This is a genomic window from Spirosoma sp. 48-14 (assembly GCF_001898575.1).
In the GTDB taxonomy this organism is placed as follows: domain Bacteria; phylum Bacteroidota; class Bacteroidia; order Cytophagales; family Spirosomataceae; genus Spirosoma.
Genome location: NZ_MKUD01000032.1, coordinates 82,951 through 107,722, shown reverse-complemented (window position 1 = coordinate 107,722; position 24,772 = coordinate 82,951). Strand labels below are relative to the sequence as shown.

Below are 24,772 nucleotides of genomic sequence, written 5' to 3'. Positions count from 1 at the left end.
ATTTTGTTTATTTTTGTTCAAATCAAATCAATTGCGAATGAATTTCCAAGAACGGAAAAGCCGAATTGTACAAACGGTCGAAGAACGGGGCTCGGTCGATGTGCGAGATCTGGCTGAATTACTGCAAACTTCCGAAATGACTGTTCGACGGGATTTGACCCAACTGGCCGCTTCAGGTCTAATTTATCGGACGCATGGTGGGGCTATGAAAGTAAGTCTGGCTACGGATAAGCACCGTTTTGCCAATAAAACGGCCGTCAATGCTGAGCGCAAAGACTACATCTGCCAGTTGGCCGCCAACGAAATTCAGGAGGGGGACGTTATTTTTATGGATTGTGGAAGTACAGTTTTCCGGCTCTGCCCATTTATTCGGAACAAACGAATTACCGTCATTACCAACTCCCTGCCCGTTATAGCCGAACTAATGAGTTCGGAAGTAACGGTTAACCTGATTGGGGGTGAGGTCGATAAGGAACGACAAGCGGTTCATGGACTGATTGCTGAAGAACACATGGCCCGATATCGGGCCAATCGGGCTTTTATTGGCGTCGATGGTATTTCGCTGGCAAATGGCCTGAGTGCCAATAGTGAAAAGGAAGCCAGTACGGCCGTAGCGATGGCCCGACAATCGGAACGGGTCTATTTGCTTTGCGATTCGTCAAAACTGGAAACGACCAAATATCTTCAGTTTGCTCCGTTGACTCTGTTCGATGTATTGGTTACCGACAACGAAGCATCATCCGACCTCTTGGCTGCTTACCATCAAGCTGGAGTCAAGTTGCTACATTGATGTAGGGCGACAACTAGTCAATGAGGTCGTTAGCATTATCTGCTTCACAGATACAAAGTTATTTTTCGTAAAAAAGCCCTGATTATTCAGGCTGGCTGGTTTACTTCGCCACAGTACAGTCTTAGTTTTGTCTTTTGACCTTCTTACGCGCTCCGCACAGAGGGCGTTAACGATATATGTACCAGATCTGGATCGACACGGGCGGCACGTTCACCGATGGTCTTGCGCTTGATCCCAACGGCGCCCTACACCGCACCAAAGTACTCAGCAGTAGCCGTTTACGTGGACAATTAATTCATGGCAAATTGGTTGCTCCCTGGCTGACAGCGGCTATTTTCAACGGGTATCAGCTCCGCATACTCGAAACTGATGAGGTATCTACCATTGACTCACTGGGCGTTGATGGAGCGTTAATACTAAGAAACGTAGTGCAGCATTCCGACATCTTGTCGGCGTTACATACAGTTGAGCTGTACACCGGTGAAGAGGCTCCCGTTTTAGCAGCCCGGCTCCTGACACAAACCCCTCTCAACCAGCCTTTTCCTGCATTGGAGATGCGACTTGGCACGACAAAAGGTACGAATGCACTGCTAGAGCGAAAAGGAGGACGGGTAGCCCTGCTGGTGACCAAAGGCTTTAAAGACCTACTTAAAATCGGAACCCAGCAACGACCTAACTTATTCCAGTTAGCGATTCCACCCGCCGAAGTTCTGTATGATACCGTTCTGGAAGTCGACGAACGGATAGCTGCCGATGGCCAGACGCTATTACCGCTAACGGAGCCGATTTGCACCAGTCTGATTAACGAACTTCAACAACTAAAACCTGATGCAATTGCCGTATCGCTTCTGAATGCGTACCGAAACCCAACCCATGAGCATCAACTCCAGAAGGCACTAACCCAAGCTGGTTTCAGGTACATAACGCTATCGACCGATACGTCTGTAACGCCCCAATATGTGTCACGTACGCAAACAGCCATTGTCGATGCCTACCTAACCCCTGTTATGCGGTCGTATCTGGATAATGTGCAGCAGCAACTGGGCGGTAATCCCGTACGCATCATGACAAGTTCGGGCGGGCTGGTTCGAGCCGACCTGTTTCAGCCGAAAGATAGTCTGCTGAGTGGACCGGCAGGGGGCGTTATTGGTGCTGCTGATATAGGCGACCAACTCCACACTACCCGATCAACCGTAGGAATGCTTACGCTCGACATGGGTGGTACAAGCACCGACGTCGCCCGTATCCAAAACGGATTAGACTATCGTTTTTCGACCAAAATCGGCCCGTTCGATTTGCAGCTTCCCGCACTGGCTATCGAAACGGTAGCGGCTGGAGGTGGGTCAATCTGCTGGTTCGAAAGTCACGGTGCTACATCGGGCCAGTTACGCGTTGGGCCTCACAGTGCCGGTGCCAACCCTGGCCCAGCCTGCTATGGCGCTGGTGGCCCACTGACCATTACCGACGTTAATCTGTTACTGGGCAAACTCCATCCGAAGCAATTTGGCATTCCGGTTTTCCCTGAAAAAGCGCAGGCTGCTCTGGAAGTGGTTTTGCACCAAGTGGAGCAAAAAACAGGAAGCCAGACAGACTCATTCAACTTACTGCGTGGTTTCGAACAAATCGCCAATGAAACAATGGCCGGGGCCATTCGGAAGATTTCGGTATCGCGCGGATTCGATCCAAAAGACTATAGTTTGCTGGTATTCGGTGGTGCTGGCGGACTACACGGTTGTGCGATTGCGCGGTTGCTGGGGATAGAGCAGCTCATTTTACCCTTCGACGGCGGCTTACTCAGTGCCTACGGGATTGGTCAGGCTCAAATTGAACGGTTGGCATCACGCTCTGTCTTACAACCACTTGCAACCGTGGAGCACGAGCTGCCAGCCATCGTTAGTAGTCTGACCGATACTGCTACCGAAACGCTACGGCAGGATGTCGGTCAGCAGGTAGCCGTCGAAACCAAAGCGATTACAGTATTTCTGCGTCTGCTAGGCCAGGAAGCCACCGTCGATGTTCCATTGAGTGACCATCTGGAAGCTGATTTTCGGGACAAATACCAGCATCTTTATGGCCACTTCCCCCAAAACCGATCCATTGAGGTAGAGAGTGTCCGCGTGATGGTCAGCACAACTTCTCCCCATCAGGTTATACATAGTGCCCTGGTTAGCCATCGGCATGCAGTGCCTACCTTTGCGACCGATGCGTATCCAGCCTACGACTGGACAAAGTTACAGGAGGGCGATACCTTCCGGGGCCCTGCCTTATTGCTCAATACTACCTCCTCGTCCTTCATCGAACCCGGCTGGCGAGTCATTGTTCAGGCTAATAAAAATGCCCTTGTCGATTATATCGCAGACTACGAAGAAGACATTTCGACTAATTTTCAGGAGCAAACCAATGTAGATTCGAAACAGGAGAAAGGTAAGCATGCCAGTGAAGTCATTCAGCTTGAGTTATTTACGCAGCGCTTCCGGGCTATCGCCGAAGAAATGGGCGCTCAATTGCAGCGAACAGCGTTTTCGGTAAATGTCAAAGAACGGCTTGATTTCTCCTGTGCGTTGCTCAACGAAAAAGCTGAACTGGTTGCCAACGCCCCACACATTCCGGTCCACCTGGGTAGTCTGGGTATCTGTGCCCGACTGGTTCTGAATGCCCTGCCTCCGCTCGAACCTGGCGATGTCGTGATCACGAATCATCCCAAGTATGGTGGCTCTCATCTGCCCGACTTAACGCTTCTGAGTGGCGTATTTACCGATGATCACCAACTGATCGGGTATGTAATCAACCGGGCTCACCATGCTGAAATTGGTGGAAAAGTACCGGGATCGATGCCCCCCGATGCCGTATCGCTGGTTGAAGAAGGCGTAGTGCTGGAGCCTACATACGTGGTGAAAAACGGTCAGTTTTTGTGGGATTCAGCACTAGCCGCCCGGTTTACCAACTGCCCCTACCCCACTCGTTCGCTAGCCGAAAACAAAGCCGACATCGAAGCGGCCCTGGCCTCGCTCCGAGCCGGTGAACAGGCGTTACAAACCCTTGTCCGACAACACGGATTGCCCACCATCCATCAGTACATGAGCCGTCTTCAGCAATCGGCAGCCGACGCGATTACGGCTGTTTTAAAACCACTAATTGGGCAAGTTTTCGAGGCCACCGAATCGCTGGACGACGGGCATCAGATTCGGTTAAAAATCACCATTTCGACCAGCAATGAAGCTGATCCGAATCTGGGACAATCGCGTATTTGCTTCGACTTTACGGGAACCTCTGACGTTCATCCGAACAACCTCAATGCTAATATATCGATTCTGTACAGTGCCGTTTTGTATGTACTACGGCTATGGTGCGGACGCGACATTCCCCTGAATGAAGGGCTAATGGCTCCCGTTGACCTCGTTCTGCCAGAATCCTCGTTTCTGAATCCCGTTTTTCCCGACAACCGTAAAGACGAATGTCCGGCTGTTGTTGGAGGCAATACCGAAGTCAGCCAGCGCCTGGTCGATACGTTACTGAAAGCGCTGGGGTTGGCAGCCTGTAGCCAGGGAACCATGAATAATTTCCTCTTTGGCAATGCCAATTTTGGTTATTACGAAACCATTGGCGGGGGTACCGGGGCTATCGATGGCGCTGATGGGCGCTCGGCCGTCCATCAGCATATGACCAATACCAAACTTACCGATCCGGAAGAACTGGAACGACGCTACCCCGTCCGATTGCATCAATTCAGCATTCGTACTGGCTCCGGTGGCGATGGTCAATGGCGAGGTGGCGATGGTATCATTCGCGAGATCGAATTTCTAGCACCTGTTCAGGCTACGCTCCTGAGTCAGCACCGCGTGGAAGCTCCGTATGGCCTCCATGGGGGCGATGCAGGGCAAACCGGCCGCCAGTGGGTGAGGTTGTTGAATGGTGACGAAGAAGCGCTACCGGGCATATTCACCCGAGCCATGCAACCCAGCGAACGCATCCGAATCGAAACACCGGGTGGCGGTGGTATTGGTAAACGAGGAAACTGAATATGGCCTTTCAAAAACCCACAGATACTCAATCAATTTACGAGCCTGAGTTTGTTGAGCAACTCTTCAACGAGATGAGCCTTACCTACGAGCGTATGAATACGATTACTTCGTTTGGCTTTTCGAATCGATGGCGTCGGCAATGCGTGGCTGAACTGGCCATTCAGCCGGGGCAGGTTGTGATTGACCTCATGACGGGTATGGGCGAAACCTGGGACTACATCTGTCAGCGAATAGGACCTGGTGGCACGTTGATCGGTGTTGATTTTTCGGAAGGGATGCTCCAGTACGCGGATCAGAAACGACAACGAAAACGATTTACTCAGCATACGATTCACCTCTACAAACAAAACGTATTGGCGGGAACGTTACCAGACCAATCGGCTGATCATGTGATCGTATCATTTGGATTAAAAACCTTCAATAGCGACCAGATCAGCCAGTTAGCCCAGGAAATAAACCGGATTCTTAAACCAGGCGGTCAGTTTTCATGCATCGAAGTGTCTGTCCCCAGGTCTACGCTGCTTCGGGCACTCTATCTCTTCTATCTGCGCCGGGTTATCCCTGTTCTCGGTGCCACATTTCTGGGTAATCCGGAAACGTATCGCATGCTGGGAATTTATTGTACCCAGTTTAAAGATACACAGCAGGCTCAGCAACTCTTTCAGAAAGCCGGTCTAACCTGCCACACCACACGTTATTTCTTCGGGTGCGCTTCAGGAATTGTAGGCAATAAGCCAGTTTAGTCAACTTCTTATTGCAATGAATGCGCTTTCTGAAAGAACTGATTTAAAACTTTACTATCTTTAGTGCCTTTGCTACCCACCAACCCGTTATCTGATTAAGCAACTCAACCCATTGATGGGTCCCAAGCGACGTATGGATTACTCTCTTATAGTCAAACGTCTCATCTGTCTGTAGTCAATGAATGCTGTCGTTATGTCCGACGATGACTCTCTGGGTCAACAGTCGGTGGTTGATTATAAAAAAAAACAAAAACAGCGTAAAGCCCTTGCGTATCTATATTCCGAAGGTAACAGCACACTGGCCCAACTCACAAAAATGTTGCATGGCAGCGTTCCTTCTGTAACAGGTCTGATCGAAGAACTTATTGACGATCAATGGGTATCGCCAATCGGCATAGCGATCGGCAGCAATGGTCGCCGTCCGGTGCTGTTTGGGCTGAACACCAAGCGGAATTATATCGCCATACTGGATGTGAGTACGCACGACACCAAAGTTCTGCTGATGGATGCCCGTCGGAATTTGGTTTTTCGCGAAGACTATGCCTTTCGAATCGTCGACAACCCAACCTTTTTGCCGTCGCTGGTCCAGTGTTTTACGAACGCCCTGGTTACCTCTGAACTCAGCAACAATGACATATTGGCCATTGGAATCTCTATGCCGGGGCTGATTGATGCACACCGAGGCTTAAATCTTACTTATAAAAGTCTTAACCCAGCCGATTCGTCATTAACCAACTGGTTTTCTAAACAGACTGGCAAGCCTGTTTATCTGATCAACGATACCAAAGCTACGGTGCTGGGAGAGAGCCGTTTTGGCCGGGCTAAAGGCAAGAAGCAAGTGCTCGCTATTAATATAGACTGGGGGGTCGGGTTGGGTATTGTTGTCAATGGCGAGGTTTTCCAGGGGGCCAGTGGCTTTGCGGGCGAGCTAGGTCATATTCAGGTTGATCCGGCTGGGGAGCTTTGCCATTGTGGGAAAATCGGCTGTCTGAACACCGTCACATCGGCTTCCGCGCTGGTTAGCCGGGCTAAACGCGATATTCTGGCCGGACACCCCTCCAAACTGGCAACTTTTCGTGAGCGAGTCGATGAGCTCGATATTGATGAACTGATTCTTGCGGCCCAACAGGATGATATGTATGCTATTCAGATCCTGAATGAAGCAGGCTTCCAACTAGGAAAAGGACTGTCGATAGCCATCAGCCTGCTCAACCCCGAAATGATTGTTGTGGATGGCCTATTAGCTAAAGCATCAACTTTCATCCTGACTTCTATCGAGCAGGCCATCCGGCAGTACTGCCTGGGTGATTTCCAGAATGACCTACGCATTGAAGTTACTCAACTCGACGGTGCTGCCAACTGGTTGGGCACCCATGCGTATGTTATGGAGAATATATTCGCTACCTTCTAATGACGTAAGTTGGAGTGAGTAATTCGCTATCGAAACGGACGCACTCACTCCACCAATCATTTACGTCTATTACTTAGCCCGTAAGTAGGCAAACGGAATAATCATTTCCTCCAGGGATACCCCACCGTGCTGGAACGTATTCCGGTAGTGATTCACGTAGTAATTATAATTGTTCGGATAGGCGAAGAAGTAATCTTCCAGGGTGAAAACATATGCCGTTGATACATGAGGCTTGGGTAGGAATAACCGTTCGGGTTTACGACCAACAAAGAGGTGATCTTCATCGAATCCGAGGTTTTTGCCCTGTTTGTAGCGCAAATTGGTATTTGTTTCGCGATAGCCCACAATTTTGGCCGGTTTCTGCACCCGAATCATACCGTGATCCGTTGTCACAATGAGTCGCCCTCCTTTGGCCGCAATCTTCTGAACAAACTCCAGCAGAGGAGAATGCAGGAACCACGAACGGGTGATCGACCGATAAGCCGACTCATCAGGAGCCAGTTCTTTAATCATGGCCATATCGGTGCGGGCATGCGACAACATATCCACAAAGTTGTAAACCACTACGTTCAACTGGTTCTGAAACAGGTTGTTGAAATTATCAACCAGCGCTTTCCCCTGATTTACGTTCAAAATCTTGTTATACGACATCTTTACGTTCAGGCGGCTCTGATCGAGCTGGCGTCGCAGAAACTCCTCTTCGTGGTTATTTAGCCCCTCGTCTTCACTATCATCGTTCACCCAAAGGTCGGGGTGTTTCCGTTCCATCTCGCTGGGCATCATGCCGGAGAAAATAGCATTTCGGGCAAAGCCGGTCGTTGTCGGCAGAATAGAGTAGTAGGAGGTTTCTTCTTCCACCGTAAAGTATTCGGCCAGGATCGGCTCAATAACTTTCCACTGATCGTAGCGTAGATTATCGATCAGGATAAAGAACAGCGGAGCCTGAGTGCCGCCCTGATTCAGTAAGGGAAACACCTTTTTTCGCATCAGTTGATGCGACATGATCGGGCTGCTCATTTTCGGATCGTTGAGCCAGTCTTCATAATTGTCGATCACGAACTTGCAGAATTCGGCATTGGCCTCACTTTTTTGCATGTTCATCACTTCCGACATACTCCGATCCTGCGATCCGTCTAGTTCCAACTCCCAATAAATCAGCTTTTTATAGACATCTGCCCACTCGTCAAAATCCATTCGGTCGTTGTACTGCATGGATATATTCCGAAAATCCTGCTGATACCCGATATTGGTTCGCTCGGTAACGAGCCGCTTATTGTCAAGAATCTTTTTGACCGACAGCAGAATCTGATTGGGATTCAGGGGTTTTATTAAATAATCGGCAATTTTCGAACCGATAGCTTCTTCCATAATATGCTCCTCTTCACTCTTCGTAATCATTACGACGGGTAAGTTTGGACGCATTTGCTTGATTTGGGAAAGCGTTTCCAGACCAGTCATCCCCGGCATCATCTCATCGAGGAAAACGACATCATAATTGCTGTTCTCTACTTCATCCAACGCATCAGCCCCGCTGTTTACAGACGTAACGTCGTACCCCTTATTTTTCAAAAACAGGATATGGGGTTTTAGCAGATCTATTTCGTCATCGGCCCAGAGTATCGAGTAATTTTGCATATGTTCAGTTGGTGGTTTATTCGTCGGGATTTCGTTCGACTTATATGGCAATACGAACGAAACTGTATCATTTAGTTTAACTGGAAACGTCCGGTTGTGTTTTAGCAGTTCATAATTAAGGTTTTTTAAGATATAAGCGTACTAAAGTCTGCTGAACAGACCAAATCTTATTTTAACCTTATGAATCGTAGCTTTTAAAATTGATTTGAGCATCCATTACCTTTCGTACAATTCAGCATCTAATTATTGCGATTGTCTTACTGTGAATCAAGTAAGCACAGTTACGGTGGATATTCAAACGCCCGATCAGTTGAATCGGGTGTTTTTTTTATGTATAAGTAGAACGAGTAGGATTATCGTTTTAATCTGTTTTTAATGCAACTACAGAAGGTTTTTGGAAAGCACTTAGGTTGAGAATAAAATGCCTGACTTCGTTTGAGGTCAGGCATTTTTCATAAATAGCTTCTTACGCTCAGCGTTATTCGTTTGAATTAAATTCTGATTATAATGATGTGTGGGCCAGAACATTTCCGTCAACAGCACGTACTTATTCAAGAGAAATAGTTTCGTGTGAATAATAGCGATGACTCGTAAGCTCGGATTCGCCATTGAAGTCCGGGCTTATTTTATTCCTTACATAAAATAGCTATGTCTTACTACTCGCCTTATCAGAGAGTAGCAGATTCAAATGCCAAGTTCAAGTCCCCTACCTGGTCGGTTGATTTACTCGTACTGGATCGGTTACGCCTGACGACCGTTCACTCAAAATCTGTTCGCTAAAGGCCCGTATAATCAACTCTTTAGCTAGATTTCCATATCCAAATCACATTCCTATTTACTTTGTATACTTTCCACAAAGTACTTATTGACCACTAATCTCAATCACTTTATTTTAACGTTGCTATGTTCCCGAAACGCTACTATTTCCCTTCCATGCTGACCCTTTTGGTTGTTAGCATTATTGTATTTGGCGTAGCCAGTTGCGTGATACAGGACCACCGAATTCCCAGTCCCGAAGGCCTGACAGCCGTTCAAGGGCCACCTTTTGCATCTGGACTGAAATCACCTATTGGCCTTACCGATGATCCTAAAGGCAATTTGTGGGTTACCGAAGCCGGTAGTGGTACAGTCAACAATGGTCAGGTAACAGTTATTACACCAGCTGGAGCCAAGTATCCCGCAATTACTGGCTTTGTCTCGGCTATTAGCCCCGAAAATTCGCCGGAGGGACTTAACCACCTTGCTTACAGAGATGGTAAACTATATATCCTGCACGGTGTCGAAGAAAAACTTTACATTGTCGATATTTCAAGCTTCGTACCCGGCGTTAGTGCACCTATTTCAGCCAGCACCCTCACAGGTTTTGATATAGGCACCTTTGTGCGTAAGGCTCATACGAACGCGCCTGATCCGGAAGACTCCAACCCGTATAACCTTACCTTTGGCCCCAACGGCGATCTATTCATAACTGATGCAGGTGGTAACGCCATTATCCGTCGGGATAAAACAACAGGAAATTTAAGTGTATATTCCATTTTACCTGATACCCCAAACCCAGGCTTCCCATCGGCTCCAGGCCCTCCAACGCTCGACCCTGTACCGACGGGCATTGTTTTTGATGGCTCAAATTTCTTCGTCACTTCGCTGGTTGGATTTCCGTTCCCGGCAGGACAGTCAAAAATCTACCAGGTGGCTGGTGCAGGCACGCCCCCGCTTTCACCATCAGTCTATAAATCAGGCTTTTCAGGCTTGACCGACTTAACGTTCACTTCGGGAGGTAAACTGCTGGTTACAGAGTTTGGCTTTTCGACCACGGCTCGGGTAGCCAGCGGTGACGATCCGAATAAGACACTCTTTACACCAGCCATCACCCCGGTCGATATTCTGTTAAGCTCGGCAGGTACAGATACGTATTATGTCCTGTATTATGGTCCTGGAATTATTGTGAAGCTGACGGCCAACTAAGATCGGCGTAGTTTCTCTTATACTCGTGCCCGCTACCTTAACCGTAGCGGGCATTTTTTATACTACATACTGATTTACAACAGTTTAATCTATTTTAAAAAAAATCTATAAATCCCTGCTTGATCGAATAACTACATGTACTGCACATTTCTGGCAATTTCAGGTGTACATTTACCTATATTTCACTAAATAAACCGTTTATATAGCTGACTACCGACTTGCCGGATAAGTCTGGCTGCGTATAAACCCATGAAAATAATTCCCCTCTATTCCACTCTGTTGTTTTTAAGTGGATTTATTTGCCTGAGTCTTCCTTCAGCACGGGCAACCACTGTAAACATCGTTCACATCGTTAGCACTGATTCCCTTCGTATTGAGAAAAAAGACGGAAAGCGGTTTATCGTACACCGGGTCGATGAAGGGCAAACACTTTACGCTATTTCCCGAAAATACAAGCGATCGGTAGCAGAGATTAAGGCCGCTAATCCCGATATGAAAGACGCTGTTCGCTATGACCAGCTTGTTCTGATTCCGGTTCCAGATGGCCTGCTAACGCGAAAAGAGGAAAAAGCCATTGATAAAGCAATAAAGAAGCAGGCAAAAGAAGCCAAACGAGAAGCCCGGGAGCGAGAGAAGGAAACGGAGAAAATTGCGGAAACCAAACCCGCTCCTAAAGCCGAAAAAGCCCCAGAAAAAGAAGTAAAGAAGTCAGACGATCCGGCTCAGTCGGGCATCCACGTGGTCGAAGCCGGTCAAACCCTTTACAGCCTCGCGAATCGGTATGGCGTATCGCAGGCCGATATTCGTAAATGGAACAACCTGCCCGGCAACAACGTACTGATCGGCCAGCCATTGATTGTTTCGGAAAGAGCGTATCTGGACCGTACCCCGTCCAATTCGATAGCCAGCACCAAATCGGCCGATGCACCGAGCCGACCAGCGCCCGCTCATACGGTCGATACAAATACCAGTGAACCACGCCCTCACGAGACCCGGCCAACTCCCCACACCGAACCCAAATCTGATCACCGGAACGAGGCAGACACCCCTACCCGTCCGTCGGCCTCTGGGACGAAACCTGCCGAACCGGAACCAGAACCACCCCGTCCAGGCAACGACGCCCCCATGCCAACCCAGGGACGCCGTATTTCGTCAAGTGGTGTTGCCGAAATGATTGAAGGAACTGATGGCTCAGGCAAATATTTGGCACTACACCGCACGGCCCCCATTGGAACGCTGGTACAGGTCCGAAATGAGTTCAATAATCAGAGCTTATGGGTAAAAGTTATTGGTCGGTTACCCAATACAGGCATCAACGACAAGATTCTGATTAAGCTATCAAGTCAGGCTTTCTCGAAACTTTCACCCGAGGATCGGCGTTTTCGGGCAGAGGTAAGTTATATTGTGCGATAAGTTATGGAAACCAAAGAAGAACGGATTGCCCGAAGACACCGGGAGCGTGATGAGGAAATGAAATCGTCGCCTGGTTACATTACCTTCAGTATAATGTTTACCCTGGCCTATCCGTTCATTGCCGTTTTTACCTTTATTATGTCTACCCTGCTGGCCATCTTCTCGGGCATTTCACGTGCTTTAGCCTGGATTGTTAGTGGAGGAAAAAGTAAATGAAACCCGTCGATTTTTCGTCCATAAAGAATTTTTTAGATGCGAAGGCCGATCAATACAATCGGCCTTCGTTCATTGAACGCGACCCGATCAGCATACCGCATCGATTCAGCCAGAAGCAGGATATTGAAATCATGGGATTCTGGGCAGCCGTGCTGGCCTGGGGGCAACGCCCTGTAATTCTGAAAAAATCGGCTGAGCTTGTCGACCTCATGGATGGCACCCCCTACGATTTCATTCGGAATCACCAGGAAAGTGATTTGAAGCGTTTTCTATCGTTCAAACACCGTACGTTCAACGCAACCGACGCCCTTTATTTCCTTCATTTTTTTCGCCAGTATTATCAGCATCATAATTCGCTGGAAGATGCTTTTTTGCCGGATAGCGCCGTTCGATCAGATACAACCCAAACCGTCGAGGCAGGTCTGATTGCCTTTCACGACCACTTTTGTGGCCTCACCGACTTTTTCCCCGAACGTACCCGAAAGCATATTGCCACGCCAGCCCGCAACTCATCCTGCAAGCGACTACTTATGTTTCTTCGCTGGATGGTTCGTCGCGATGATCGGGGAGTCGATTTTGGGTTATGGACCCGCATCCGGCCCGAGCAGCTAATAATTCCTATTGATGTACACGTCAACCGGGTAGCCCGGCAGTTAGCGTTACTTACCCGGCCACAAACCGACTGGAAAGCCGCTTTGGAACTGACTGAAACACTTCGCCTATTCGACCCATCAGACCCTGTTCGCTACGATTTTGCCCTATTTGGGCTCGGCGTTGAAGGCGAAATGTAAACCTCATACCCAATCTGTCTACCTTATCCTGATTCTCATTTTTTTATTGAGATTAACAAAGGTTAATAAACAAACATTGGCCAAAACGGATTACCCAAATACGAACTTGTCAAACGAACAGGATGCCATTTCAGATCACTACCCAACCATTTGGCCCTCTACCAACGGGCAGCGCTCCACTTACCGAATACGTGCTCGAACACACCGAAACGGGTGAATTCATTACGGTGATACCAGAATTTGGAGCAATTCTTCGTCGATTGGTCCTTCGAAAAGGGCGTCATCTGTTTGCGCTGATTCAGGCTCCTGAATCCCCCCAGGCACTACTGGCCGATGAGAGTTATGCCAGCGCATTCCTGTACCCATTTGTCAGCCGGATTCGGCATGGAGTGTACCAGTTTGACGGGACAGACTATGCCGTAAAAATGAACGAGGTTTACCGCGACAATGCCATACACGGTTTTGTTCATGGGCGCCCTTTCACAGTGGTCAATCAGGAAGTTACCTCAACGCATGCACAACTCGTACTCCGTTACTCATATGAAGGGGATACGTTCGGCTACCCATTCCCCTTCGTTCTGACTGTTACCTACCAACTGACCCAGGCAAATCGGCTCATGCACGGTAGCAACCCGGCTGACGACCGAATGTGTGCGCTGAAAATCAGCTATACAGCCCAGAATACGGGAACAACGCGGGCTCCCGCTGCTTTTGGATGGCACCCTTACTTTACGTTTACTGAAGACGCTGCACGAACGGCTGAGTTTGTTGACGGAATGACGTTGGCCTTGCCAGGCCGAACTGCTATTGTACTCGACGATCACATGATTCCTGTCAGTAAGTACCCGTTTCAACCTGCCGAAATCATTGAACTCCACAAACGACAGTTAGACACACCTTTTCTGGTCACACCAACCAGCCTACCAACCGACAATGAGTCTTTCGCCGAAACCATTCTGACATCAGGAGAAACGGGGGCACGCCTGATCGTTGGCCAGCAAACCGGCGAAGGGAAACTGAATTACCTGGTATGCTACACTCCACCCCGACGCGACAGCATCGCCATTGAGCCCCAAACTGCCAATGTAAATGCCTTCAACAATGGTGAAGGCTTAGCCATTTTAGCACCCGGCGATTCACTCTCCGGCATCATCTGGGTGCGACTGGATTAGCTTACAAGTTGAGTACTCCTATTACTCCACTCAACTTGTTACCAGAAATTTAACTGTTCCGATACCCGTGTCTCTATCCCGAAGGCAATGTGTCGATCAATACTAACCATTAAAAAGCATTGATTTTTAAACGGTTGGCGTGGTTGCCTCTTCGAAAATACGCATAGCCATTAAACCGGTGCCAACAGCACCACCAGCACGCAGCGCAGCCGCGATAAAAACGGTTTCAGCAATTTCTTCCCGAGTAGCACCTGCCTGGACTGCATTATTGATGTGGGATTCAATGCAGTAAGCGCATTGAGTGGTTAGCGCCACGGCTACGGACATCAGTTCACGATATTTGATCGGTATAACACCATCTTTGCGTTCGGCCGTATGCTTAAGGTTCAGGAATGCCGCAGCTTCTTTGGGAGCTGACTTGATAAGTGTATCGGTATACGCCCGGTCTTTAGGTGTTTGATATTCGGTCATGGCTTTAATGAGTAAAATAAATCGGTTGCTACTTAATCTGACTTCCTGTTAAGAAGCCTTGATTTGACAAAATATAACCGAAGCCATGATCTTTGTGCTTTGCTGTTTCCGTACCACAACGGCACGTGCTCTCTAAGCACTCGCTATTCGAGTCAAAAACAGCTTATGCAATCGCTCGTTTTCCCATTACTTTTCCAGTCAATCCCGTAACTTAGCCGACCATTTTCCGATACGGTTATGAACCCTACCCTAATCCGCGAGCTGGCCAAAATGATCGATCACTCGCTCCTCCACCCTACCCTGACTGATGCCGAACTCCGTGAGGGCTGCGAACTGGCTCTCAACTACGATGTTGCTTCCGTTTGCATAAAACCCTATGCCGTACGCATGGCGGCTGAATTACTCGCTGGTTCTGATGTGCTGGTGGGCACAGTCATCGGCTTTCCTCATGGGAATAGTGCCACAAGCATTAAGGTTGCCGAAACCGAACAGGCCTGCCAGGATGGAGCCGTGGAGATTGATATGGTCGTTAATATCGGTAAAGTGCTGGGCGAGGACTGGCAGTATGTAAGCGACGAGATCTGGGTTGTTCATAAGGCCTGTCAGGCACATGGCGCTATTCTGAAGGTCATTTTTGAAAACGATTACCTGCCCGACGACTCGTACAAAATCAAGCTCTGCGAAATCTGTACAGAAGTCGGCGCTGAATTTGTCAAGACATCAACCGGATACGGGTTTGTGAAGGGTGCCGATGGTAAGTACAGTTACCAAGGTGCTACTGAACACGACCTGCAACTCATGCTCGACCATGTTGGCCCCGATGTGCGAGTCAAAGCGGCTGGTGGCGTTCGCACGCTCGATGGGCTGTTGAAAGTCAAAGAGATGGGAGTTTCCCGGCTGGGCGCTTCGGCCACAGCAGCCATTATGGAAGAAGCTTACCGTCGCTTTGGTGCCGTTTCGGCCGATACGCCGACAGGCCCAATAGCTGAGTCGAAAGGATATTAGTAAAACGGGTGGGAACCCGTTACTCACGCTTCATACTTGCGGGTTTCCACCCGCTTTACTCCATCTAATCTGTAAACCCGTCTATGCTTCATCTTGGTTTTGTCTCGGCTATTATGGCCGATTATGATCTGAATAGTGTATTAAAATTTGCGTCGGAGCATCAGTTTTCCTGCGTTGAAGTCATGTGCTGGCCTACCAGTAATGCCGATACACGCCGATATGCCGGGGTAACGCATATTGATGTCGACAATCTGGATATTGATCAGATTCGGACGCTGACACGGCTCTATAAGGTTTCGATTTCGGGGCTGGGTTATTATCCAAATCCACTCGACCCAAACCCTGAACAGGCTGACTATTACCGGGAACATATTAAAAAAATAATCCGGGCGGCTGCCAAACTCGGCATCCCAGTCGTAAATACATTTATTGGTCGAAACCCTTCGTTGACCATCACCGAAAACCTGAAACTCTATGCCGAGCACTGGCCTGCCATTGTGAAAGAGGCCGAAGCCTGTAACGTAAAGATTGGCATAGAAAATTGCCCCATGTGGTTCACTGATGACGAATGGCCGGGCGGTAAGAACCTGGCAACAACGCCCGCCATCTGGGATCGTATGTTCGAGATTATTCCTTCGCGGGCGCTGGGTCTGAATTACGACCCTAGCCACCTGATCTGGCAAATGATGGACGAGATCCGACCAATCTATGACTATAAAGATCGGTTGCACCACATTCACCTGAAAGATGTGAAGCTGTATCCCGACAAGTTGAATCGTGTGGGTATCATGGCCAATCCACTCGAATACCATTCACCTAAATTACCGGGGCTGGGCGATGTACGCTGGCGTCATTTCTTTGCCGCACTCACCGACGTTCGCTACCGGGGCCCTGTTTGTATTGAAGTCGAAGACAAAGCCTTTGAAGGCAGCCCCGAAGATGTAAAAACCGCCATACTGACCGCCCGGAATTATTTGAAGCAATTTTTGGTGCTATAGCGTATCGTTGCCCTTGTTTACAGTAGGCTAACGCATCAGCGTATTTTGCATAAGCCTACTGTAAACTACAAATCGAAAATCGTATCTTTATCAAAAACTACGCCTATGGTTGCCACGGCCTCACTTGTAACGCAAATCACCGAGCGACTCAAACAGGAGCCAGAAGTTTTCATTTCGGCCACACTGGATGAGTATTGGGCCTTGCTGGATGAGTTGCGCGACGAATCGTTTCCTCTTGACTATGACATCGAATACATTAACGGACAGATCAGAGCACGAATCGGCATGGCCAGTGACAGACACGAAACGATTGTTTTAAATATTGGGGCAGCGTTACGAACAATTTATTATGACAAGCCCGATATACGGGTGATGGGTAGCAATAAACTGGTTTTTGTTTCAGCCTGTGAATTGGCTGTGAAACCCGATGTGCTGGTCATGAAAGGCGAAAGTCAGCTTATACTTCGGCAAGGGCAGGAAGCAGGCATCACTAATCCCTATCTGCTGGTCGAAGTACATTCCGATTCAACCTACCGCCAGGACTTATCGACCAAGTTACGTTGTTATAAGCAGCTCGAGTCGGTGCAGCATATTGTCTACATCGATCAGGCAGTACATTTCGTGTCGGTGTACACCAAACAACAGGATAGTCGTCACTGGCTTAACGAGGATTATGATTCTCTTGATATGGCTATCCAACTTGGCGATTTTACTATTCCGATGCAGGATATTTACCACAAAGTGGCCATTGACAGTGCTCCAAACGCTTAATCAACTCGATACTGATCTTTTTCTGTGGCTCAACGGCCATTATGCTTCCTGGCTCGATCCGATCATGATTTGGGTAACGGAGCGAAATAGCTGGTTTCCACTGTATGCCCTCCTGATAGGCTGGCTCATATACCGCTATCGAAAACAGGCCATTGGTCTATTAATTACCCTCATTGCCGCTGTAGCGATCAGCGACCAGACGGCTTCGTCGGTGTTAAAACCGCTCACCCATCGGTTACGTCCCTGCCATGTCTTTACACTCCAGAAACTGATTCACCCCGTTATGGAATGTGGAGGGCCGTATGGCTTTGCATCATCCCATGCTGCCAATACGTTCGCGCTGGCCACCTGTCTCTGGTTGTTGTTTGGAAAGCAGTATCCCTGGCTGATTTTAGGCTATGTATGGGCTATCGTTGTGTCGTACAGTCGGATTTATGTGGCCGCTCATTATCCGCTGGATGTACTGACAGGGGCTGGTATTGGGGTACTGGCGGCATGGCTCTGTGTATATGTATATCGTAAATGGCAGGCCCGTCGTCCTCAACACAACAGGCATTTAGTCAACTAAAACCCTCAAAAAGTTGCGTAGCATAATAATACGATTTAGTTTGCGGCAGTTACATAACACCGCAACAAATCGTTTTCATGCTGAATCGTTTTCAGGCGCTTATCCGCGACTATTTTGGCCTATCACATAAAGAAGCCCGAGGTTTTCTTGTTCTGCTTTTCCTATCCGTATTGCTTCTCCTGATTCCGTTCGTATATCGTTTTTTTGCGGATCGGAAACCCATCGACTCGTCACCAGCCGATCAACGAAAACTGGACAGTCTGGTAGCAATCATGCAGGCGGAAGAAGCAAAACAACCCCGGTATGGCAGTCGTTCCGAAAAAGAAAAAACCACTAGTGAACACTTCAGTGAACCTAAACTGTTTCCGTTCGATCCAAATACAGCAACCGTAGCTCAGTGGCAGCAACTCGGTTTACCCCGCTGGCTGGCCGAACGAATCGAGAAATTTCGGAGCAAAGGTGGGCAGTTTCGAAAGAAAGACGATTTGCTACGTATTTATGACTTCCCGCCGGAGCTTTACGATCAACTTGAGCCGTATATTACCCTGAAAGAAGCTCCGTCCAAGCAATCGTTTGGCTCTAAACCCTACTCTACAGAAGCGCCCACATCTACAGAGCGCCCAGCTTTGTCAAATCGGTCTAATGCCTTCGAACGCCCTGCCAAACCCGTACTGCAACCTTTTGATATTAACACGGCTGATACCTCGCAGTTGATAGCTCTGAAAGGCATTGGTGGCACACTAGCTGGTCGTATTGTCAAATTTCGGGATGCCCTCGGTGGTTTCGTTTCAACCGAGCAATACCGTGACATTTACGGGCTCGACTCGCTGGCTCTGGAGGAGTTGCTGAAATTCGGTAAAGTCCAGTCGGGCGTCCGTAAGATTCCCATTAATACAGCTACTGCCGACGAATTGGACCGTCACCCGTTTTTATCCCGTCGTCAGGCCCAGATTATTGTCAATTACCGCGAACAGCACGGTGCCTACACGTCTGCCGAATCGTTAAAACCCATTCGCGTTCTGGACGCCAAAACCATCGAAAAACTAGCGCCCTATCTGGAATTCTAACGTAATGGATAATGGATAATGTCTAATGAATAATGGGGAATAGCCAGGCTTTGCATTGTAAGCAATCTCGCAGGATTAAATTGAATGAAATTTTGTGTGACCCCGATGGGACGGTCGGCCGTTGCCGTCAAATGTTTATAGAAAGGCGCTATCTACTATAAACATCTGACGGCAACGGCCGACCGTCCCATCGGGGTCATACAGAAAAAGGTAATTCTGCGTGATTGCTTACATTATTCATTATTCATTATCCATTCGTTTACCGCTTCACCAAAAGCGCAATGTTCTCGACGTGGTGCGTATGCGGAAACATATCTACGGGCTGCACATCGGCCACGCGATAGCTTTCATCTAGAATACCTAAATCGCGGGCCTGGGTAGCGGTGTTGCAGCTTACATATACAATCCGTTCGGGAGCCGCTTTCAGCAGCTGCCGCGTCACGGCTTCGTCCATACCTGCACGAGGAGGGTCGGTAATAACCACTTCCGGCCGACCATGCTGATCGAAAAAGCCATCCGTCAGAATATCCCGCATATCACCGGCTACAAATGTGGTATTGGTAATGTTATTAACCTGGGCATTAATTCGCGCATCAGCTACCGAAGCCTCAACATATTCCACCCCAATTACCTGCTTTGCCCGACGGGCCACAAACAAGGCAATGGTGCCCGTTCCGGTATAGAGATCATACACACGCTCGCGCCCGGTAAGGCCAGCCCATTCACGCGTGATCTTATACAAATTATGCGCTTGCTGGGCGTTGGTCTGGTAAAAGGATTTAGGACCAATCCGAAACGTCAGTGGTGGCCCGTCGGCTTCATCCATTTGCTCCTCAATGTAGGGTTTGCCCGCCCAGTTGATTACCTCCTGATCCTGATAGCTATCGTTTTTCTTCGTGTTCAGGATATAATTCAATGATGTAATCTGAGGAAACTGCGTCTGAAGGTAACTAAGTAACTCATTGAGCATCTCGGGATTATCCTGGGCTACCTGCAACGTTACCATGACCTGCTGCGTAGTGGCAGCAGTACGGATGATCAGTGTCCGCAGAAAACCCGTGTGTGCTTTCAGGTTATACAACGTCAGGCCATGTGCAAATACGTAGTCATTCACCGCCTGTCGAATCGCATTGGACGGATCGGGCTGAAGGTAACAATGATGAATGGGAAGCACTTTATCGAACCGGCCCGGAACGTGAAAGCCAACCGCTCGCTGATCGATCAACTGATCGGTATTGACCTCACGCGTGGTCAGCCAACGCCCTTCGGCACAGGTAAATTCCAGTTTGTTCCGGTAGTATTGAGTGGGATGAGCAGGCAGGATAGGCCGTATTTCGGGCAGGGCCACCTTCCCGATGCGAGTCAGATGATCGATCACCTGCTGGTGTTTAAAGCCCAGTTGTTCACTGTATTGAATATGCTGCCACTTGCAGCCGCCACAGGTACCAAAATGCTCACAAAACGGCTCAGCACGCACCGGCGACCATTCATGAATGTGTTCGGCTACCGCTTCACGATACTGTTTTTTTCGATTTGTAATGCGCAGATCGACCAGATCACCCGGAGCCACACCAGGCCCTCCGGTTGGATTATCTACGAAAATTACGCCCTCGTCGGTACGTACAATACACTTTCCTTCGGCAGCCACCGCATCGATTCGGACGCTTGCCAACCGTTCGGGTGTTTTATGAATCCTTCTACGCATAAGTCCTAAAAAGTCGCTAATTTAAGCATCCATTTTCGGACACTCTCCATTCCGAACAATTTCTACCCTATGCTCAACTTGTACCGTCTGATAAGGCTGCCTTTTTTACTGACATCCTTCCTTCTGGTTATCAGCCACTTCAGCTCAGCAACGCACATCGTCGGGGGAGAACTTGAACTGCGGTACCTGGGTACTCAGTCAACTTATACCCACCGGGTCAACCTGAATCTGTACTTCGACCTTGTTAATGGCAGTCAGGGTGCTAGAGATGGGGTGATCCGGGTGGGTATTTTTTCCAAACGGACTAACCAGTTTATGGGTGCGCTCGCTCTTTCTTACGTTAGTGAACAACCTGTTGTATATACCAGACCTGCCTGTGCCACATCGAGTCTGAGTACGTTATTGATCAAATACAGTAACGACGTAACGTTCGACCCCAATATCTTCAACGATCCGGGCGGCTATTACATTTCGTGGGATCGTTGTTGTCGAAATGGAGTCATCAATAATATTGTCAATCCCAGCGGGGCAGGCTCGACCTTCTACCTGGAATTTCCAGCTTTATCGACCAAAAACTCGTCACCAAATTTTACAATTCCTAAAGGCGATTATGCCTGTATTGGGCAACCCTTCACACTTGATTTCAGCGCCAAAGATACCGATGGTGATAGTCTGAGCTATACGCTGGTTACTCCTTACAATGGCTTCAGCACGGCAGCAATACCCATTCCCAGTAATCCCAGCAATCCCTTTGATCAACCCGTCTTTTACTCAGGCCCGTATCCGACTATTCAATGGAATACCGGCATCTCTGTTGCGAATGAAATTCCGGGTTCGGCGCCCCTTCGCGTCAATGCCCGTACCGGTTTACTGAGCGTCACGCCCGACCGGGCAGGCTTATTCGTTTTTTCAGTCGAAGTAGCCGAATTTCGGGCGGGTAAACGGATCGGGGTAGTTCGGCGTGATTTTCAGGTGCTAGTGATCGACTGTCCCCGCAACAACGCTCCCCAACTCCTTTTCAGGCCCGACGGTCAGAAAACCTTTTATAAAGAAGGAACCGTGCTCACCATTGCCGAAAAGGACACGAACTGTTTAAGTCTGTATGTTACCGACATTGACCCGAACCAGCACATTACCATTATCAATATGAGTGGGTCACTGCCTGGCCTGACCATTGCCCCCGGCGATTTGTTCACGCGAAGCAGCAAGGATACGTTACAGGCGAAATTCTGCTTTGGCCGATGCGTTGGTGCCGATGGCAAACCCGTTACGCTTATGATTCGAGCCACCGACGATGGTTGTCCGCAAGGGCTTAGCGATACCATCAGCATCCAGCTATCAATAACTCCATCCCTAAACCATAAGCCAACAGCCAGTACCAACCTGCTGAACAATCTGGCCAAAATCAATGTAGGAACCTCGCTGACATTCACAGCTTTCGGCAATGATATTGACAACGACAATATTACCATTCAGGCTGTGGGGCGAGGCTTTGCGCTGACCCAGGCAGGTATGACTTTTGGATCAGCTTCGGGAGTGGGAAAGGTCTCCCAGCTCTTTACCTGGAAACCAACCTGTACGCAGGCAACCCAACCCAACTACATAGTCGACTTTATTGTTACGGATACCCGCTGTAATCAGAACCTGCGCGATACGGTTACGGTCAATCTGTCGGCAGTGGGCAAACCCAGTCAGCCACCTAGTGTTCAAACGACACTCCCCCAACCTGTGGTTGAACTTACCGTTAGCCCAAACGATTCGACAGGGCACACCGCTTTCGATGTGCTGGGCAATGACCCCGACCGGGATACGATTCAACTTTCGGGAACAGGACGTGGTTTCGATGTAAAAGATCTGGGAATGAACTTCACAAATAAATCAGGTTTGCCTACGCTCCGATCGGCTTTTGACTGGAAACCCACCTGCGAACTAATGGCAGGGAAAACCGAAGCAACGTTTGTGGTGGATTTTGTGGTCGATGATCGATCCTGCCAGCCCAATCATACCGCTACTACGACCGTCACCTTCCATGTTACCAACCCAACATTCGCGGCCGACATTAAAGTGCCAAATGTATTTACCCCCAATGGCGACGGGATCAACGACTATTTTGCCGTCAAAGACTTACCTGAAAACTCCTGTAGCGAGCAGTTCAGACGTGTTGACATTACTAATCGCTGGGGAGCTACCATTTTTTCGTCCACTGACCCTAAATTCCGATGGTACGGCACCAACTCCCCTACCGGCACCTATTACTACCTACTCCTTACCACCCAACGAACCCTAAAAGGAACGGTTACCTTGATTCGTTAATCGCCGTTGGCAGGCAGTGAGTCGATTCAATTCACCCCTGCTTACTATCGACGAATTGCTCTATCTTTGTTCCCTCTATGAAAAATAAAGTTGTATTGATTACCGGTGCTTCGTCGGGTATCGGCCGGGCGCTGGCTTTTGCGTTTGGGCGCGAAGGAGCTCATATTGTCATCTGCGGACGCAAGGCCGACGCGCTACAAGCCGTAACCAGTGAACTACAGCAGGCCAGTATAGATGTATTTTCCATAACAGCCGATGTCAGTGTGGAAGCCGATGTCAAACGGCTTATCGAACAGACTATCGCTCAATACGGCCGCCTGGATGTTCTGATCAATAACGCGGGGATTTCCATGCGTTCCATGCTGATTGATACCGATCCGTCGGTGATTCAGAAAGTAATGGACATCAACTTTATGGGAACCGTTTACGCTACCCGATACGCCCTACCCTACCTTATCGAATCAAAAGGCTCTATCGTCGGTATCTCCTCGATAGCTGGATATAGGGGACTTCCTGTACGGTCAGGCTATTCGGCCTCCAAGTTTGCGATGAACGGGTTTCTGGAAGCTGTTCGCACCGAACTATTGCATACGGGCGTTCACGTATTGACGGCCTGCCCTGGATTTACAGCCTCAAATATTCGTTACTCCGCTCTGGATGCCCACGGTAATGCCAAAGGTGAAACCATGCGCGACGAAAGCAATATGATGAGCGCCGAAGAATGCTCCGATCATATTCTAAAAGCGGTAAAATCCCGTAAGCGTGAACTTATTCTAACCACCCAGGGGAAGCTGACCGTATTCATCAATAAGTGGCTACCCAGCCTTGCCGACAAACTCGTCTACAACACGCTGGCCAAAGAAAAAGACTCGCCACTTAAGAAATGATCGAAAGAGTGAAAGAGTGAAGAATAGTTTGCGTCAGCATTTCGCTCTTTCACTCATTCACTCTTTCGCTCATTAAATTATCCAAACGTTGTCACGTCGGATGAAGTAGAGTTCATTATGCCAGAGGATACGCAGGTAGATATCTTTTTTGCCCAGGATATTGAGCTTGTGTCCACGACCAATCACCTCTACTACGGGTGCAGCCGCAGAAGGGTCGGTGCGAAGCAGCACCCGATCATGGCTGGTAATACCCGACTGAACCCCCTCAGGCAAATTGGTAAAGATGAGTAACAGGAACAGATACAGAAAGACAATCCACTTCTGGCGGGTTGGGATCTCTTCTTTGCGGATCACCTTCAGGATAAGAACACTAAAGACATAGCCTGCCGGAATTAGCAAAAAGAGGAGAAAATAAATTCCGTATTTTCGATAAAACAGGTAGAAATAATTCAGGTCATCGGTCTCATAGCCGCTGAGATTATTGGCTCGAGCGATTTCATTCATTCGGCGCAGCACAGCATCGTCCGGGTGTCTATCAAAATAGACATCCAGATAATAAAGCAGTCGGGGAATGTCATTTTGCTGCTCATAAATGCTGGCAAGTTTTAACAATATCGGGTCAGTAGCGGTATGCCCTTCAGCCAAAGCCATCTCAAATAAATAGGCAGCATGCGCGTAATTTCCTCTGGCAAATAGCGAGTCTGCTCGATGAAGAGAATCTGTTAAGGCCGTCTGTGCCAGCGCAGTAACTGACAGCAAACAAAAAAATAGGCTTATTTTAAGACGAATAGCTTGCAATGAACGAAATAAGGCCATAATTTTGCACCGC

At 48.7% G+C, this 24,772-nt stretch carries 20 protein-coding genes; 16 read left to right on the top strand and 4 right to left on the bottom strand.

Annotation, left to right across the window (positions count from 1 at the left end; translation table 11 throughout):
* The first annotated feature begins 37 nt into the window (after window positions 1–37).
* The 4 genes from BGO59_RS18130 to BGO59_RS18115 all read left to right on the top strand — a co-directional run bounded on the left by BGO59_RS18130 (window position 38) and on the right by BGO59_RS18115 (window position 6,966).
* Window positions 38–790 (top strand): DeoR/GlpR family DNA-binding transcription regulator, encoded by a 753-nt coding sequence (locus BGO59_RS18130; RefSeq protein WP_293685321.1) that lies wholly within the window; start codon window positions 38–40, stop codon window positions 788–790.
* Between the two features lie 176 nt (window positions 791–966).
* Window positions 967–4,809 (top strand): hydantoinase B/oxoprolinase family protein, encoded by a 3,843-nt coding sequence (locus BGO59_RS18125; RefSeq protein WP_293685319.1) that lies wholly within the window; start codon window positions 967–969, stop codon window positions 4,807–4,809.
* 2 nt (window positions 4,810–4,811) lie between these two features.
* Complete coding sequence (locus BGO59_RS18120) at window positions 4,812–5,555, top strand: class I SAM-dependent methyltransferase (protein ID WP_293685318.1); 744 nt, start codon at window positions 4,812–4,814, stop codon at window positions 5,553–5,555.
* 178 nt (window positions 5,556–5,733) lie between these two features.
* On the top strand, window positions 5,734–6,966 hold the full coding sequence (locus BGO59_RS18115; protein WP_293685316.1) for an ROK family protein: 1,233 nt from the start codon (window positions 5,734–5,736) through the stop codon (window positions 6,964–6,966).
* Between the two features lie 69 nt (window positions 6,967–7,035).
* Here the strand turns inward: BGO59_RS18115 and BGO59_RS18110 are convergent, their stop codons facing one another.
* Window positions 7,036–8,601, bottom strand: a complete 1,566-nt coding sequence (locus BGO59_RS18110; RefSeq protein ID WP_293685314.1) for a bifunctional response regulator/alkaline phosphatase family protein — start codon at window positions 8,599–8,601, stop codon at window positions 7,036–7,038.
* Between the two features lie 903 nt (window positions 8,602–9,504).
* On the opposite strand from BGO59_RS18110, the gene BGO59_RS18105 reads away from it, so the two are divergent.
* The 5 genes from BGO59_RS18105 (at window position 9,505) to BGO59_RS18085 (ending at window position 14,158) form a co-directional block, all read left to right on the top strand.
* Window positions 9,505–10,566, top strand: coding sequence for a ScyD/ScyE family protein (locus tag BGO59_RS18105; RefSeq protein ID WP_293685312.1), 1,062 nt, complete (start codon window positions 9,505–9,507; stop codon window positions 10,564–10,566).
* 249 nt (window positions 10,567–10,815) lie between these two features.
* Window positions 10,816–11,979: a LysM peptidoglycan-binding domain-containing protein gene (locus BGO59_RS18100; RefSeq protein WP_293685310.1), complete on the top strand. Its 1,164-nt coding sequence runs from the start codon at window positions 10,816–10,818 to the stop codon at window positions 11,977–11,979.
* 3 nt (window positions 11,980–11,982) lie between these two features.
* Window positions 11,983–12,195 (top strand): hypothetical protein, encoded by a 213-nt coding sequence (locus BGO59_RS18095; protein WP_293685308.1) that lies wholly within the window; start codon window positions 11,983–11,985, stop codon window positions 12,193–12,195.
* Window positions 12,192–12,986, top strand: coding sequence for a TIGR02757 family protein (locus BGO59_RS18090; RefSeq protein WP_293685307.1), 795 nt, complete (start codon window positions 12,192–12,194; stop codon window positions 12,984–12,986). Before BGO59_RS18095 ends, BGO59_RS18090 begins: the two co-directional genes overlap by 4 nt.
* Window positions 12,987–13,108: 122 nt before the next feature.
* Entirely contained in the window at window positions 13,109–14,158 is a 1,050-nt protein-coding gene (locus BGO59_RS18085) for an aldose 1-epimerase (RefSeq protein ID WP_293685305.1), read from the top strand.
* Between the two features lie 126 nt (window positions 14,159–14,284).
* On the opposite strand, the gene BGO59_RS18080 is transcribed toward BGO59_RS18085, so the two are convergent.
* The gene (locus BGO59_RS18080; protein WP_293685303.1) at window positions 14,285–14,629 is read right to left on the bottom strand and encodes a carboxymuconolactone decarboxylase family protein; all 345 of its coding nucleotides are present in this window, start codon (window positions 14,627–14,629) and stop codon (window positions 14,285–14,287) included.
* A gap of 237 nt (window positions 14,630–14,866) precedes the next feature.
* Between BGO59_RS18080 and deoC the strand changes: the two genes are divergently transcribed.
* From deoC to BGO59_RS18055, 5 genes are all read left to right on the top strand, one after another.
* Window positions 14,867–15,634: a deoxyribose-phosphate aldolase gene (gene deoC, locus BGO59_RS18075; RefSeq protein ID WP_293685302.1), complete on the top strand. Its 768-nt coding sequence runs from the start codon at window positions 14,867–14,869 to the stop codon at window positions 15,632–15,634.
* An 83-nt stretch (window positions 15,635–15,717) separates the two neighbouring features.
* The gene (locus BGO59_RS18070; RefSeq protein ID WP_293685300.1) at window positions 15,718–16,632 is read left to right on the top strand and encodes a sugar phosphate isomerase/epimerase; all 915 of its coding nucleotides are present in this window, start codon (window positions 15,718–15,720) and stop codon (window positions 16,630–16,632) included.
* A gap of 105 nt (window positions 16,633–16,737) precedes the next feature.
* Window positions 16,738–17,403, top strand: a complete 666-nt coding sequence (locus BGO59_RS18065; RefSeq protein WP_293685298.1) for a Uma2 family endonuclease — start codon at window positions 16,738–16,740, stop codon at window positions 17,401–17,403.
* Window positions 17,387–17,971 (top strand): phosphatase PAP2 family protein, encoded by a 585-nt coding sequence (locus BGO59_RS18060; RefSeq protein WP_293685296.1) that lies wholly within the window; start codon window positions 17,387–17,389, stop codon window positions 17,969–17,971. Before BGO59_RS18065 ends, BGO59_RS18060 begins: the two co-directional genes overlap by 17 nt.
* A gap of 77 nt (window positions 17,972–18,048) precedes the next feature.
* Complete coding sequence (locus tag BGO59_RS18055; protein WP_293685295.1) at window positions 18,049–19,038, top strand: helix-hairpin-helix domain-containing protein; 990 nt, start codon at window positions 18,049–18,051, stop codon at window positions 19,036–19,038.
* Window positions 19,039–19,297: 259 nt separating this feature from the next.
* Here the strand turns inward: BGO59_RS18055 and rlmD are convergent, their stop codons facing one another.
* A complete protein-coding gene (gene rlmD / locus BGO59_RS18050) occupies window positions 19,298–20,743 on the bottom strand; it encodes a 23S rRNA (uracil(1939)-C(5))-methyltransferase RlmD (RefSeq protein ID WP_293685293.1) in 1,446 nt (481 codons plus the stop codon).
* A gap of 69 nt (window positions 20,744–20,812) precedes the next feature.
* Here rlmD and BGO59_RS18045 point away from each other — a divergent pair, with 69 nt between their 5' ends.
* Together BGO59_RS18045 and BGO59_RS18040 are read left to right on the top strand one after the other, a co-directional pair.
* Complete coding sequence (locus BGO59_RS18045) at window positions 20,813–23,056, top strand: gliding motility-associated C-terminal domain-containing protein (RefSeq protein WP_293685291.1); 2,244 nt, start codon at window positions 20,813–20,815, stop codon at window positions 23,054–23,056.
* Window positions 23,057–23,133: 77 nt separating this feature from the next.
* The gene (locus BGO59_RS18040) at window positions 23,134–23,943 is read left to right on the top strand and encodes an SDR family oxidoreductase (RefSeq protein WP_293685289.1); all 810 of its coding nucleotides are present in this window, start codon (window positions 23,134–23,136) and stop codon (window positions 23,941–23,943) included.
* 72 nt (window positions 23,944–24,015) lie between these two features.
* On the opposite strand, the gene BGO59_RS18035 is transcribed toward BGO59_RS18040, so the two are convergent.
* Entirely contained in the window at window positions 24,016–24,759 is a 744-nt protein-coding gene (locus tag BGO59_RS18035) for a hypothetical protein (protein ID WP_080055574.1), read from the bottom strand.
* Between the last annotated feature and the right edge of the window lie 13 nt (window positions 24,760–24,772).